16 protein-coding genes are annotated in these 14,862 nt (G+C 40.6%); 3 read left to right on the top strand and 13 right to left on the bottom strand.

Features of this window, described 5'->3' with window-relative positions:
- Nucleotides 1-3 precede the first annotated feature (3 nt).
- The 6 genes from yunB to JNO66_RS11155 form a co-directional block, all read right to left on the bottom strand.
- Nucleotides 4-768, bottom strand: a complete 765-nt coding sequence (gene yunB / locus JNO66_RS11180) for a sporulation protein YunB (protein WP_203088319.1) — start codon at nt 766-768, stop codon at nt 4-6.
- Nucleotides 769-837: 69 nt separating this feature from the next.
- Nucleotides 838-1,323 (bottom strand): dihydrofolate reductase, encoded by a 486-nt coding sequence (locus JNO66_RS11175; RefSeq protein WP_203088318.1) that lies wholly within the window; start codon nt 1,321-1,323, stop codon nt 838-840.
- A gap of 56 nt (nt 1,324-1,379) precedes the next feature.
- On the bottom strand, nt 1,380-1,700 hold the full coding sequence (locus JNO66_RS11170; protein ID WP_203088317.1) for a YunC family protein: 321 nt from the start codon (nt 1,698-1,700) through the stop codon (nt 1,380-1,382).
- A gap of 55 nt (nt 1,701-1,755) precedes the next feature.
- Complete coding sequence (locus tag JNO66_RS11165) at nt 1,756-3,120, bottom strand: bifunctional metallophosphatase/5'-nucleotidase (protein ID WP_203088316.1); 1,365 nt, start codon at nt 3,118-3,120, stop codon at nt 1,756-1,758.
- Between the two features lie 18 nt (nt 3,121-3,138).
- Complete coding sequence (locus tag JNO66_RS11160; protein WP_203088315.1) at nt 3,139-3,960, bottom strand: sulfite exporter TauE/SafE family protein; 822 nt, start codon at nt 3,958-3,960, stop codon at nt 3,139-3,141.
- A gap of 37 nt (nt 3,961-3,997) precedes the next feature.
- Nucleotides 3,998-4,834 carry a DUF72 domain-containing protein gene (locus tag JNO66_RS11155; RefSeq protein ID WP_203088314.1) on the bottom strand — a complete coding sequence of 279 codons (837 nt, stop codon included), beginning with the start codon at nt 4,832-4,834 and terminating at the stop codon, nt 3,998-4,000.
- Between the two features lie 248 nt (nt 4,835-5,082).
- Between JNO66_RS11155 and JNO66_RS11150 the strand changes: the two genes are divergently transcribed.
- The 3 genes from JNO66_RS11150 (at nt 5,083) to JNO66_RS11140 (ending at nt 7,882) form a co-directional block, all read left to right on the top strand.
- A complete protein-coding gene (locus tag JNO66_RS11150; protein ID WP_203088313.1) occupies nt 5,083-5,973 on the top strand; it encodes a YitT family protein in 891 nt (296 codons plus the stop codon).
- 135 nt (nt 5,974-6,108) lie between these two features.
- Nucleotides 6,109-7,035 (top strand): WD40/YVTN/BNR-like repeat-containing protein, encoded by a 927-nt coding sequence (locus JNO66_RS11145; protein WP_203088312.1) that lies wholly within the window; start codon nt 6,109-6,111, stop codon nt 7,033-7,035.
- Entirely contained in the window at nt 7,022-7,882 is an 861-nt protein-coding gene (locus JNO66_RS11140; RefSeq protein WP_203088311.1) for a hypothetical protein, read from the top strand. The genes JNO66_RS11145 and JNO66_RS11140 overlap by 14 nt, the downstream gene beginning before the upstream one ends.
- Nucleotides 7,883-7,931: 49 nt before the next feature.
- Here the strand turns inward: JNO66_RS11140 and sufB are convergent, their stop codons facing one another.
- The 7 genes from sufB to JNO66_RS11105 form a co-directional block, all read right to left on the bottom strand.
- The gene (sufB, locus tag JNO66_RS11135) at nt 7,932-9,329 is read right to left on the bottom strand and encodes a Fe-S cluster assembly protein SufB (RefSeq protein ID WP_203088310.1); all 1,398 of its coding nucleotides are present in this window, start codon (nt 9,327-9,329) and stop codon (nt 7,932-7,934) included.
- A gap of 31 nt (nt 9,330-9,360) precedes the next feature.
- Nucleotides 9,361-9,801 (bottom strand): Fe-S cluster assembly sulfur transfer protein SufU, encoded by a 441-nt coding sequence (gene sufU, locus JNO66_RS11130; protein ID WP_203088309.1) that lies wholly within the window; start codon nt 9,799-9,801, stop codon nt 9,361-9,363.
- The gene (locus tag JNO66_RS11125) at nt 9,791-11,011 is read right to left on the bottom strand and encodes a cysteine desulfurase (RefSeq protein ID WP_203088308.1); all 1,221 of its coding nucleotides are present in this window, start codon (nt 11,009-11,011) and stop codon (nt 9,791-9,793) included. Before JNO66_RS11125 ends, sufU begins: the two co-directional genes overlap by 11 nt.
- Nucleotides 11,011-12,312: a Fe-S cluster assembly protein SufD gene (gene sufD / locus JNO66_RS11120; protein ID WP_203088307.1), complete on the bottom strand. Its 1,302-nt coding sequence runs from the start codon at nt 12,310-12,312 to the stop codon at nt 11,011-11,013. Before sufD ends, JNO66_RS11125 begins: the two co-directional genes overlap by 1 nt.
- A gap of 33 nt (nt 12,313-12,345) precedes the next feature.
- Entirely contained in the window at nt 12,346-13,131 is a 786-nt protein-coding gene (gene sufC / locus JNO66_RS11115; RefSeq protein WP_203088306.1) for a Fe-S cluster assembly ATPase SufC, read from the bottom strand.
- Between the two features lie 192 nt (nt 13,132-13,323).
- Complete coding sequence (locus JNO66_RS11110) at nt 13,324-13,713, bottom strand: carboxymuconolactone decarboxylase family protein (RefSeq protein ID WP_203088305.1); 390 nt, start codon at nt 13,711-13,713, stop codon at nt 13,324-13,326.
- A gap of 316 nt (nt 13,714-14,029) precedes the next feature.
- Nucleotides 14,030-14,839 (bottom strand): MetQ/NlpA family ABC transporter substrate-binding protein, encoded by an 810-nt coding sequence (locus JNO66_RS11105; protein WP_203088304.1) that lies wholly within the window; start codon nt 14,837-14,839, stop codon nt 14,030-14,032.
- Nucleotides 14,840-14,862 lie beyond the last annotated feature (23 nt).

The following is a 14,862-nucleotide window of genomic DNA, read 5'->3' as shown; positions in this document are numbered from 1 at the left end:
GATCTAATCTACTGATTCTTCCGTTTCTTCAATTTCTTCAGGAGTAACAACTGGTGCTGGCATAATTGCGCCTCCCCCACCTTGCATGTAGTAATTAGGAACTGGTCCATTAATGACTGAAAAGCCAACAGGTAAAGTAACGCTAATGGCTTCTGTGGTCACAGCAAATGGAATCACTACTTCAACTTCGATGTCTACATCTATATTTAAGGAGATTCTTGTACTATTTATATTCACTGGTTCTACTTTATCACTCATATTCACCTTTACATGGCTAATCGTTTGCAGTCTAACAGGGATAGATGGACCAAGCTCAGCGAGTAGCGAGTTATTTAAGGCTCGACCTAGTGGAATTTCATAGAGAATGACGCGATCCTCGCCAATGACTTCGCCTTCTGGTCCTGTTTTTAACTCGTTAAGCTGATGGTGGACCTCCGTTAGCGTTTCTCCTAAGATTCGATTATATTCCCCTGCATCAAAGCTAAGCATCGTTACATAGCCACTATCATCTTTATCTATAATTAATAGCTCATCCATGTTTATGGTCTGCCCTAACTTTTGATTTAGCGCACCTTCGAGTGAATGAGTCGCAATGTTTTTCAACTCCATTTCGGCAATCTGCACAATGACTGGTCGAATCTTTTTATCAATTAACCAGATTCCCTGATAAGTCATTAAACTAAAGATGAGTATGGATAATAGAAGTACATATCGAAAAGGCAGCGGCCCTTTTTGTCTCGTTCGTCGTATGGGTCGTCGATTGAACATGCCAAAAACCCCCTCCTACTAAACTGTATGCAAGAAGATGGGGGTTTTGACCTTTTACTTTATACAACCTTAGACTCGTTCGTATACTTCATACTGATGCTTGTGCTTATTCTTTTCATCCACAACGCCCTCACGACTCGAAACAAGCTTCCACTCTTCCTCTGGTACTTCAGGGAAAAAGGTATCTCCATTAAACACACCTTCAATTCGAGTAATATACATTCGATCAGCATCGTCCATAAAAAGTTTAAAAAGCTCTGTCCCTCCAATAACAAACGTTTCTTCATCTGGATGAAATAACGCTTTTGCCTCATCAATGGTATGTACCACTTCACAGCCATCTGCAACGTAGTCTTTATTACGGGTCACTATAATATTGCGTCGATGAGGCAAAGGCCTCTTATCAAGAGAATCAAAGGTTTTACGTCCCATTACGATGGTGTGATGTTTTGTTGTATCTTTAAAGAATTGAAAATCAGCAGGCAAGTGCCATGGCAAATCGTTATTTTTTCCAATTGCTCGTTCTTCATCCATTGCAAAAATATAAGAAATCATCTTTGGTTCCCCCTGTCATATGGCTTGTCCATTACCTGATGAGTAAGGAAAAATCCTTACTCATCAGGTGTTATTCCATGTAGCAAAAGCATGGCATCTTTACCGATCGTTCCTTTTTTTACCCCTTTTTCTTCAGCTGCTAAGGTTACAGATTCAAGAGGTGCCGCAAGCAACTGATCAATCGTACGGACACCTACTGCACGCCCAGCTAAGATACCTCGATCTTTTAACTTTTCATTTAATAAAGCAACATCTAATGCTCCACACATAATGTAGCCATCCTCACCGGTTACGGCCATAAAGTTTGTTTTAGGTAACTTAACAGTAATAGCTGTAAACCCTATACCCTCAATGGTTATTGGTTGAACCTCTATCATCCAGAACACCCCTTTCTCCACATTCTATGGAGAGAGGGCGCCGACGGTTCCTTAATTATTGTTGGTTTAACTTCCAGGCGAGGATATCTCTTAAGAATTCAGGCATCAGATAATTTTTGTCTTCTGAATCTGTTAATTCAGGATATAAGAATCCAAATGTATACATATCAAGTGTAGCTAGGCTGTACGTTGCTTTAGGATCAATTGGTTTACCTAGCACTGATATACTTACGACCTTCTCCTCATCGTCTGGATCTAATATGACAGAAATACCGGTATAAATCATTTTCCCTAACACCTGACCACGAAAGCCAAATCCTTTTAACTCTAAATTTATTAATTTTAAGCTCGAGGCTCGTTCAATTGTTGTCCAAAGTTCACTTCCTGAAAGCTGAATGACACAAGGGTTGATTGGGTGAGGACATATTCGATGAATAGCTCCACGGGTCAGTTGTCCCTTAGGTAAATCACTCAATAACACACCAGCATTCATCATCCCAATGGACTCACCACACCATTCCGTGACCCCATCACATAAGAGTCTCGTAGCCGTCGTCTCTCTATACCAGTCAACTGGCAGTGGCTCAGGTAACGTTGCCAATGGTTGCTTTAGAATGTCTTCAGATCGCTTACGAGCATGTTCTAAGTATTGAATGGTATCAGGATCTGCAACCATTTCCTTCGTTTCATGTAAGATCGCTTGTGATGATGTTAGTCGATGATCTAGATTAAAGGTTAACGTCACTTCACCAAGATAATGACCGTGCTTACCCGCTTGAACGATAAGCGTGTTACCGACACGCTTGCCCTGATCTATCACATGATGAGTATGAGCGCCAATGATTACATCAATTCCATCAATCTCTTCAGCAATTTGTTCATCTTTAAACAATCCAAGATGAGAAAGTAAAATGATCGCATCTACCTGAGGTTGGAGCTTTTCAATTTCTTTTTTAATACAAGTTGTTAGGTCAACAACGGTCCAGCCAAGCTTCTCGTAAAAGTGTGAAAGCGGCGCAGTGACACCGAATAGGCCAATTCGTAATCCACCTTCCATTACCTTTATGGACGATGGTATCGACCATGAAGGCTGAGTGCCATCCTCATTTAATAAGTTTGCAAGTAGGATTGGAAACGACGCTTTTTCGTAAAGTGTATCTAATTGATGTTTAGAAAATGTAACGCCCTCGTTGTTACCAATTGTCGCAAAGTCAACACCAGCTATGTTTAGTAGCTCCATGTTGGCCATTCCTTCTGTAGCCTCAGTAATCGGATTACTTCGATCTGCATGATCTCCTAAATCCAAAAATAAAGAATCCTTCGTACGATGTTCCTTTACATAGCGAACAATTCCTGGCCACTGATTAAAATCACTGTGTATATCATTCGTATGAAAAAGAGTGAGAACCTTTTCTCTCATGTTGATCCCCCTCCTACTCTAACCATTCAGCCCTTGAATAATAAGACGAATAGCAATGATCACCATAAAAATTCGTAAAATAAAGATCAAGCGATCACTTGAGATTCGACGATTAATGGCTGCACCTAGCTGTCCACCAAACCATGCTCCCGGCACTAGTGCAAGAGCATAGAGCCAGTTCACATGACCCGCAGCCATGTGTGAAATGGAACCGATAAATGCAGATACTAAAATGACAAACATCGATGTCGCAACAGCAAAATGCGCTGGAAAGCCAAATAAAATAATCATGATAGGCACCATCAGCGCGCCTCCACCTACACCAAATAAGCTTGAGATAATGCCTACAAAAAAACTAAGGACGATTGCGAAAACAGGCTGATAGCCGTATGTAAATTCGTTTCCGCTTGGATCCAGGACTGTTCGCTTAAATCCTTTTGGACGTAGCTTCATTGGTTTTAAATACTTGCGCACAAAAAAAGTAAAAGCAACTACTAGCATAAAAATGCCGAAGTATAAAAGAAAATCATCCGTGTTGACGGTTCGGTTAATAATAACCCCACAGATGGCTCCAGGAATAATGCCAATAGAGAAGATGGCTCCACTTTTAAAATCAATCGTTTTTTGTTTCGCGTAAGCAACCGTTGATGAAATTCCAGTGAAGATCATGATTAATAAAGAGGTACCGGCAGCAACTTGAGGTGTCACATCATTTAAAATGGATAACACACCATTTAGAGACAAGAGTGCTGGTACAACAATAATTCCACCACCAAGACCCATTAAGCTACCGACCGTACCTGCTGCCAATCCAATGACAACTAACAAAAACCAGCTCATGTAACAACCCTTCTTACTTTTTCATATCGTTTTACACTCAAAATAAATCCAATTGTCGTGGGGCTAACCCTTCGTACGTAATCCCAAGCATATCAATCAATTGCCTAGCATTATCCGCTGCGTCCCCACCAGAATTGTTGTTAAAAATGACGTAAATATCCTTACTTTGCGTGTGTAATGTTAACACATGCTTGCGCCATTCTTCTAACTCTTCTTTATTATAACGATATAAGTACCGAACTTCACGCCATTTTCCGTCTTTTGTATCATTCCAACCATATGTATTTCTTCCGTGGAGACGTACTAATGTTTTGAGTTCATTTGTTGGATGGAGCACAGTTGGAATCGAACCTACTCCAGCCTGCGGTTCATCACAAATTGAATGAATGAAATCCTCCTGCTCCATGAATTCAAGAGTACGCTCCCTCATAGTCCCACTAAACCAGCTTTGGTGTCTAAACTCAAGTGCGACAGGATAACCTGCGAGCTTTTCCTTTACATAGCGTACCCACTGAACGTTCTCTTTACGACAATCAAACCAAGGTGGAAATTGACATAGCACCATAGCAAGCTTTGAACCAATCGGCTGCAAAGACTCGATATATGCCGCAAACATTGATTCCTTATCATCAAAAGGAGCAAAGCCTGTCTGATGCCCAGTCATCCCTTGATAGGCTTTCACAATAAATGAAAACGAATCAGGTGTCTCATGCGCCCACTTCTCCATCGACCGTTTCGGCTGAACCGCATAAAAAGAAGAATCCAACTCTACAATTGGAAAGTAGCCTGCATAGGTGGAAAGCTTATCAGCTGCCCTCGTTCCTTCATATAAAGAATCGTGATCTCCCCAGCCTGTTAATCCGATGTAGATCATGTTGGTAGCTCCTTAACTCTTTTTTAGATTGAACTAGAAGAAGCGAATCCTTAAGGACTCGCTCATTTTTCACTTATGGTATGTATTATATTTTATGATAATACTCTTTTTTAAGTGAAGCAAGCTTGAAGCAATTAAGAAGTTTAATCCCCTTCTATGCATCTCATGTTAAATGTAATTCAACTTGTTTAGTAACAGCAGTGAAGGGTAACATGGTTACTAGTCAGGGTTAATGTTAGGAGGTACATATGAAGGACTATAGTTTAATGATCCTTGGAACCTTTTTCTTTGCGTTTTCTGTTTCTATTTTTGCCATGCCCAATTCCCTTGCTGAGGGAGGCGTAGCAGGGCTAGCGCTTTTATTTTATTTTGGGTTAGGTTGGTCGCCCGCATTAGTGACTCTACTTACAAACGGAATTATTTTACTTATAGGTTATCGTTACCTTCCACGGTCAATGATTGTGAAATCAATCGTAACTGTACCCTTGTTTTCTTTATTTCTGTTCCTTCTTGAGGATTTAGCAAATCCAATTAATGATCCTCTATTAGCCGCTCTTTATTCAGGCGTCTTTACCGGCATTGGGTTTGGGTTTATCTTTCGTTCAGGAAGCACAATGAGTGGGTCGTCAACCATTGCTAAGATGCTAAATTATAAGTTTGGTTGGGACTTAACCGGCACGAACTTTGTTCTTGATACGCTAGTTGTTTTAGCTGGAATCTTTGTGATTGGACCCCTCTTAACCATGTACACGGTCGTCGCACTGTTTATTGGAAAGCGAGTAACAGACTATGTATTAGAAGGCTTTGAATCAAAGAAGATCGTACATATTTTCTCAAAAAATCATGAATCCATCGCCCGCTCAATCCAAAAGAATTTAGGGGCACATGCAACAATCCTACAAGGCAAAAATTACGATGTGAATGAAGAAGAAAACTTAATTTATGTTGTCGTTAAAAAGCAACAGCTGTTTTTCTTAAAAAAGCTGATTCGTGAATTGGATCTTGATGCTTTCACAGTTGTACATACGGTTAAAGATGTCAGTGGCGGTTCCTTTAATAAAGCCCACCACCCAACTCAAGTGACATTTAGTTCAGATAAAAAGGAAAAAGAGTTTTATAAGGAACAGGCAGAAGAATAAGCAATGACAAGAGGACCGTGAGAAATGAATTCTCACGGTCCTCTTTTTCACAAAATAAATTTAATGAAACTCCCCAAATCAACCAATAATTTGGATATAATGGAAGCGGAAAACTTGTTTTAAAGGAGCATTTGTATGAAAAAGATTGCTATTGGATTATCCATTATCATGATTTCTAGTTTAACTGCAGGATTGTTTATGCAGCAGAAAGTTATGACTTCATTACCTGAGCAAACTCAAACTGAAAAACTAGAAGAGCAGGTTCAACTGACAGAGGACCAAGAACCCACTCTCTCAGTTACAAATCAAAAAGTAGATTATTCAATTAACCAAGATGAATTATCAGTAACATTTGATCAAGGTGAAAATTGGATAGTCGTTCCTATTGAACCACAATCCCTTTTTGTTGGAGAGTATAGTGGGAGTCAAGAGGAATTAATACACAAAAGTTACATGTTAACAAATCAAAGATCCATTTTTATGTACGCTGTTCATGAGGACAATGGTCTATCTGTTCGAACCGTATCAACAACTGATCAAGGTCAATCGTGGCAGGATTCACTCGTTACTGACTCAATACCGTATCTTCGGTATCGAAAAATGGAGTTAGTAAATGATACATTTGGATATCTCATCTTTACCGGGGACAAAACGATGTCGAGTGAAATGACATATATCTATCTAACTTATGATGGAGGCGTTAGCTGGACATCAGTTGATATTCCAGACACGCTCCGTCTTGTAGCTGATGGTGGCTTTGTGGACGAGTCTACAGGATTCGTATCTTACGGAATCATTAATCCTGATGCTCCAGACTTTTATGTAACCAACGATGCCGGAAGCAGTTGGATCGAGGCAGATATTCGTGTTCCAGAAGAGTATGAAGCGATTTTTGTTCAAGCAGAAATGCCCTTTTTAAAAAACGATCAATTGCTTCTCCATTTAAATCAAGGACCAAACGGTGATTATTTAGGCGGCCTTGTAAAGGGAGAGTTTTCTTCTAACGATAACGGATTGACGTGGGAATTTAATAGGGAGGTCGATCCTGATGAAAACGAATAAACCATGGCGTACCATTTTAGCCCTATGTTTCTTACTCTTCTCTCTCGGACTATTTTTCCTGCAGATTGGCTATCTATTTGTGCCTCGCTTATTAAGCAGAGAAGTAGAATATATTCACACTCTCCTTTTTTATTGGATAAATTGTGTATGCATAATCAGTTTAGCCGTCTCTTTTCTATTTTATTTTAATCGATCAAAAAAATGGCTGCTTACTGGTGGAACAGCTGTGACTCTGTTCCTCGCTTTAAATGGCTATTTCATTTATTCTACCAGTCAAAACGTTCATAGCACTTTAAGCTTCTCACCAGATGGTTCGAACACCCTTGTACTGAAGCAGGATATTCAAAAGGGAGAAATGATCTATTACCGAGATTACTATTATATCTTAGCAAGACCACTTCAACGACTTTCTACAAATAACGAAAAGATAAATGTTAAGTGGCTTGCAAACGATATCGCTGCAGTCACATACCAGGACTCAGATCAAAACACACAGCAGCATATCGCTACATATGGAGATCGAGGGGACGGAATCTCTTATTATGATGTCGGAGCTCAAATTCACGGGGAATGGCAAAGTGGAGATACGAGGGTGACTAGTGGTCCTGAAGGCATTTATCTTGAAGAAGATGGTCAGACACACCATTTTGATTGGGAACACACCCAACAGTATGGTACTTTAGCACTTGTTTTAAAAGATAATGAACAGGCAGCATGGGTCATTGCCTTAGCTGATGATTTTGTCGCTCAATTAGAAGCACCAGCTTCTCAGCCTGGTCATATCGTACTTTATCCAAGTTCACTGAATGAACGTGAGGCTAAAAGCCTTGAAAAGACAAGTGATTAAAGAATTAAAAAAGCGAGCCCAAGAAGGACTCGCTTTTTCTATTTCCTAATTATCCGATTGAACCTTCCATTTCAAAGCTGATCAGACGGTTCATCTCAACTGCATATTCCATTGGAAGTTCTTTAGTGAATGGCTCGATGAAGCCCATAACGATCATCTCTGTTGCTTCTTGCTCAGAGATACCACGGCTCATTAGGTAGAAGAGTTGATCTTCTGATACTTTTGATACCGTTGCTTCGTGCTCAAGCGTAATGTTGTTATTTAGGATTTCATTGTAAGGAATCGTATCGGATGTGGATTGGTTATCCATGATTAGTGTATCACACTCAATCTTGGATTTTGATCCTTCCGAGCGACGCCCAAAGTGGCAAATTCCACGATATGTTACTTTACCACCATGCTTAGAAATCGACTTAGATACGATCGTAGAAGAACAGTTTGGTGCAAGGTGAGTGACTTTCGCTCCTGCATCCTGGTGCTGTCCTTTACCAGCGATAGCGATAGAAAGGATTGTTCCTTTTGCTCCTTCTCCACGCATAATAACAGCTGGATACTTCATTGTTAATTTAGATCCGATGTTTCCATCAACCCATTCCATAGTTGCTCCAGCATCTGCAACCGCACGTTTTGTAACGAGGTTAAAGATGTTTGGTGCCCAGTTCTGGATGGTTGTGTAACGACAATATGCATTGTCCTTAACAATGATCTCAACAACGGCACTGTGAAGTGAGTTTGTTGTATAAACAGGCGCTGTACAGCCCTCAACGTAGTGAACAGAGCTATCTTCATCAGCGATGATTAACGTACGCTCGAACTGACCCATGTTCTCAGAGTTAATACGGAAGTAAGCTTGTAGAGGCGTTTCCGTTTTAACACCTTTAGGTACATAGATGAATGATCCACCAGACCATACAGCTGAGTTTAGTGCAGCAAACTTGTTATCCGCTGGAGGAATAATCGTTCCAAAATGCTTTTTGAAGATGTCTTCATTTTCACGAAGAGCCGAATCTGTATCCTTGAAAATGATTCCAAGATCCGTAAGCTCTTGCTTCATGTTGTGATAAACAACCTCAGATTCATACTGTGCAGATACACCAGCAAGATACTTTTGCTCTGCTTCAGGAATTCCAAGCTTATCAAACGTGTTTTTAATTTCCTCTGGTACTTCATCCCAAGAACGCTCTGTCTGCTCAGACGCTTTTACGTAATACGTAATGTCATCAAAGTCTAGCTCTGAAAGATCGCCACCCCACTGAGGCATAGGCATTTTGTAGAAAAGCTCAAGAGATTTCAGACGGAAGTCTAGCATCCACTGCGGCTCTTCCTTCATACGTGAAATTTCTTCAACGATTTCTTTTGTTAGGCCACGTCCAGAGCGGAAGATCGATACATCACGGTCTGAAAATCCATATTTATATTCACCAATATCAGGCATTTTCTTTGCCATTGTGAATCCCTCCTAATGAGAATCAACTTGCTTATTTGTCTTTCTCGTTCAGCCCTTGTTCCATTGCCTTCCAGGCAAGAGTAGCACACTTAATGCGAGCAGGGAATTTAGTAACCCCCTGTAATGCTTCAATGTCACCCAAATCAAACAAGTCTTCATCATAGTCCTTACCAAGCATCATGTTAGAGAAGATCTCAGACATCTTTAATGCATCTTCGACTTTCATGCCTTTAATGGCTTGAGTCATCATCGATGCAGATGCCATACTGATTGAACAGCCTTCTCCTTCAAATTTAGCGGCTTCAACCTGTCCATCTTCCACTTTCATTTGAATTTGAACACGATCTCCACAAGTAGGATTATTTAAGTTCACGGTTAATGTATCATCAGAGAACACACCCTGGTTACGAGGGTTCTTATAGTGATCCATAATCACCTGACGATAGAGCGTGTCGAGATTATTAGAAGCCATCACCGAAATACTCCTTTGTTTGAACTAATCCATCTTTTAAAGCGTCAATGTCTTCCTTTGTATTGTACACGTAGTAGCTGGCACGTGCAGTTGCAGAAACCTTAAGCCACTTCATTAAAAGCTGTGCACAATGATGTCCGGCCCGAACCGCAATGCCTTCAGCATCAAGTACTGTTGCAATATCATGCGGGTGGATATCATCTAATTGGAAAGTCACTACACCGGCCCGTTCTTTTGGACCAAAGATCGTTAATCCGTCAATTTCTGATAAGCGCTCAAATGAATAAGAGACAAGCTCTTGCTCGTGAGCCTTAATCGTATCAAGCCCTAAATCCCCTATAAAATCAATGGCTGCACCAAGTCCAATTGCTCCAGCGATAATTGGTGTACCACCTTCGAACTTCCACGGAAGCTCTTTCCATGTGGATTCATATAACCCAACAAAGTCAATCATTTCGCCACCGAACTCATACGGTTCCATGTTCTGAAGCAATTGCTTCTTCCCATATAATACACCGATTCCGGTAGGTCCACCAAGCTTATGTCCTGAAAAAGCATAGAAATCGCAATCCAATTCCTGGACATTTACTTTCATGTGCGGCGCACCTTGTGCCCCGTCCACTACCATGACAGCTCCGTGTTTATGAGCTAACTGCGTTAATTCTTTAATTGGGTTAATCGTTCCAAGTACGTTCGACACCTGCATGACAGATACAATCTTTGTATTTGACGTAATCGTCGTCTGTGCCTCGTTCATATCAATTGTGCCATCCTCAAGTAGTGTTAAATACTTTAGGGTTGCACCTGTCGCTTTAGCTACTTGCTGCCAAGGAATGATATTACTATGATGCTCCATCGGAGTGATTACAATCTCATCACCTTCCGTTAGATTCGCTGTTCCGTAACATCTAGCAACAAGGTTAAGCGCCGTTGTGGTCCCACGAGTAAAGATGATTTCTTCAGTAGAAGCCGCACCAAGAAAAGCGCGAACCTTTTCTCTTGCTCCCTCATACTCATCCGTTGCGATGGTACCAAGTGTATGAACGCCTCTGTGTACATTTGAATTATAGCGACGATAATAATCATCCAGCTTCTCAATCACGGTATAAGGCTTTTGAGAAGTGGCTGCACTGTCAAGGTAAACGAGTGGCTTACCATTGACATGTTGATCAAGAAGCGGGAAAAGCTTCTTGATTTCAGCCGCATGCATTACTTCACTTTCCTTTCAATCGCTTCACGTAGACGTTCTTTTACGGAATCGATTGGCAGTTCGTTTACAACAGGGGCAAGGAACCCGTGAATAACCAAGCGCTCTGCTTCTTTACGAGGAATTCCACGACTCATCAAGTAGAACATTTGAAGTGGATCAATACGTCCAACCGATGCAGCGTGACCTGCCGTTACATCATCTTCGTCAATTAGAAGGATTGGATTAGCGTCCCCTCTTGCCTTCTCACTAAGCATTAGAATACGTTCTGTTTGCTCACCGTTTGATTTAGATGCGCCATGCTCGATTTTAGAAATACCATTAAAAATAGTAGAAGCAGATTCTTTCATTACACCATGCTTTAAAATTTGTCCGTCAGAGTTTTTACCGTGATGGAAAATCGTTGTTGTGATGTTCTGTTTTTGAGAACCTGTTCCGACTGTTACAGATTTCGTATCAGCTGTAGAACCATCACCAATCAGGTGAGTTGTATTCTCAGCCACCGTATTTCCGTTGTTCATTAGACCAAGAGCCCATTCTAGACGGCCATCTCGAGCTACATGTCCGCGACGTACAATATACGAAGTGACTTGATCATCCAAGTTATCTACTGCACCAAAGGATACACGTGCGTTCGCACCAACGTGTACTTCAGCAATAATGTTTGCAAGAGAAGCTTTATCCCCTGTAGATGAATAGTTCTCAACGTAAGTCACAGAGCTGTTATCTTCAGCCACAATCACCACGTGGTTAAACAACCCACCATCTGCTTGGTTTTGCGCATAAACAGCTTGTAATGGAAGCTCTACTTCTACGTTTCTTGGAACGTAGACAAATACTCCACCAGCCATAAGGGCTGCATTAATAGCTGTTAAGCGGTTTTCCGTAGAATCAACCACTTCAGTAAAGAGGTATTTCTTTAATAGATCTGAGTGTTCTTGTACTGCTGTGCGTAGATCTGTGAAGATAACACCCTGCTTAGCAAGTTCATCCGATACTTTACTGAATGTTGTATCTCCATTTTCTTGTACGATGACGTTTTGTACATCTTTCTCAATGAGAGCCTGGATGCTCTCAGGAAGAGCGTCAAGAGATGTCACTACTTTATTCTCAACTAGTTCATGTGTAAAAGAAGTGAAGTTCCACTTTTCGATCTTTGTTTTATCTGGTTTAGGCAATTCAAGCGATTCCACTTGAGAAACGGCGTTTATACGCAGTTCATTCAGCCATTTTGGTTCGTTCAGTTCATTAGATAATGTTTGGACAGCATCCTGCCAAACTTGTACGTTTGTCTCAACTGGCATATATACCCACCCTTTATTGTTGATCTACTTTTATTATGCTTCCTGATTTACGCGCTCGTCTTCAATACCAAGCTCTGCTTTGATCCAGTCATAACCTTCTGCTTCAAGACGCTCTGCAAGCTCTGGACCACCAGATTTAACAATACGTCCTTGCATCATAACGTGGACTTTATCAGGAGTAATGTAGTCCAACAGACGTTGGTAGTGAGTAATAATTAAGCAACCGAAATCTTCTCCGCGCATTTCGTTTACACCTTTAGATACAACTTTAAGTGCATCAATATCAAGACCAGAGTCAATTTCATCTAAAATCGCAATTTTAGGCTCAAGCATAAGAAGTTGAAGAATTTCGTTACGTTTTTTCTCTCCACCTGAGAATCCTTCGTTAAGGTAACGTTGAGAGAAAGACTGATCCATATCTAGTACGTCCATTTTTGAATCCATTTTACGGATGAATTTCATAAGAGAAATTTCTTCGCCTTCTTCTTTTCCAGCATTAATTGCTGAACGAAGGAAGTCTGCATTTGTAATCCCACTGATTTCACTTGGGTACTGCATTGCAAGGAAAAGACCAGCTTGTGCACGCTCGTCCACTTCCATTTCACGCACATCTTCACCATCTAAGTGGATGGATCCACTTGTGATTTCATACTTAGGATGACCCATGATTGCAGAAGCTAACGTTGATTTACCTGTACCGTTTGGCCCCATGATTGCATGGATTTCTCCACCTTTTACGTCTAAGCTAAAGTCTCTTAGAATGTGCTTTCCTTCTATTGAAACGTTCAAATTCTCAATTTTTAAATGTGATGCTGCCATTTTCACTACCTCCAATGTATGTGCTGTACAAACAAAATTCACACAGCCGTTCAATTTACTTATTATCATTCTATTCTCATTCTAATCTTATAACAAATCCAACTTGAGTTCAAGGCGTCAAGCCTACTTGCGAAACTTCATTATAACAAAAAAAGTAGCAACACCAAAGGGTGCTGCTAGATCTAACTCTTATTATTGAAACGCTTGTTTCGATGAATTGTTTCCAAGCTTCTGAATGGCCTCTTGCACAAGGGTTACGCCTTGACTCATTGCAGCTCCGCCACCAAATGCTGCAGCTACTCCGACTGATTCAAGAATTTCATCTTCACTGCATCCTTGATCCAGGCATCCTTTTGTGTGATAGATAATGCAATACTCATCCTGAGAATAGACACTAATTCCAAGGGCTATTAATTGCTTACCCTTTTTCGTTAACGTACCTTCTTCAAAACAAGACTCTGTAAACTTATTATAGCTTTTTGCGATGTGAGGGAGCTTCTGTGTAAATGAATGGAGCCCTTCTTTATAAGTGTGAAGTGCCTCTTGAATCGTATTATTCTGGTTAGATTGTTGCTGTTCCATGAGCCTCAAACTCCTTCTACTTTTAAATTCGTATGTCAGTAGTATGAGCGGGAGGATGAGAAGTTATGCGATGAAAAAAGAGAGTTGGACATAGCAGTAAAGCGGATGGCAAAACACGAACAAAGCAATGCATCCGCTTCAGGAGAATCCCTCGCACCCACAAGAACGGCCTCAGCTCCTTTCGCGGAAAAAGCACCGCTACAGTGTCTTCGCCTCGCACTATTTCCGCAGGAGTCTACGTTTACACTTTCGCTAAATAACAGTAAAAAGACTAATGATCCCTAAAGAATCATTAGTCTAGTCATTTCAAAATAACTTACTGAACCGGCAATACAGCACCTTCGTACTTTTCTTCAATGAAGTCTTGAATTTCTTGTGAGTGAAGCACTTCTACTAATTTTTGAATGTCTTCACGTTCTTCATCACCAGCACGAACAACAATTAAGTTACCAAATGGATTGTCTGTGCCGCTTGACTCCGTGATCAATCCGTCCTCTGAAGGGTTAAGATCAATCTCAAGTGCATAGTTCGCATTGATGATTAGCGCATCACCTTCATTGTTTTGATATAACTGTGGTAATAGCGATGCATCTACATCATTTCTAAATTCAAGGTTTTTAGGGTTCTCTTCAATATCGTCCAATGTTGCATCATAGCCAACACCTTCAGTTAATGTAATTAATCCTTCTTGTGCAAGTAATTGAAGAGAACGCCCTTCTTCTGCAGGGTTATTACTAAAAATAATAAGTCCACCTTCTGGAATATCATCCACACTATCATATTCCGAAGAATATAATGCGTAAGGCTCAATATGAATCGCATCTCCAGCTACTGCAAAATCATATCCAAACTCTTCCGTTTGCTTATCTAGGTAAGGCTGATGCTGAAAATAGTTTGCATCAATATCTCCATCTTCAAGTGCGATGTTAGGAATGTTATAATCTTCCGCAACAATAATATCTAAAGCAATTCCATCGTCCTCAAGGATCGTTGCAGCTTCTTCAAGAATTTCAGTGTGTGGAATGTTTGAAGCTGTAATACGAATTGTGTCTTCATCACCTGAACCACAAGCTGCAAGTGCAAGAATAATACTAGATGTTCCAACCGTACCTAAGATTTTTTTCATTTCCTATTCCCCCGTCCATTCGT

This window comes from Alkalicoccobacillus gibsonii, from assembly GCF_016798245.1.
Lineage (GTDB): Bacteria > Bacillota > Bacilli > Bacillales > Bacillaceae_D > Alkalicoccobacillus > Alkalicoccobacillus gibsonii.
This window is presented reverse-complemented; position numbering and strand designations above follow the sequence as displayed.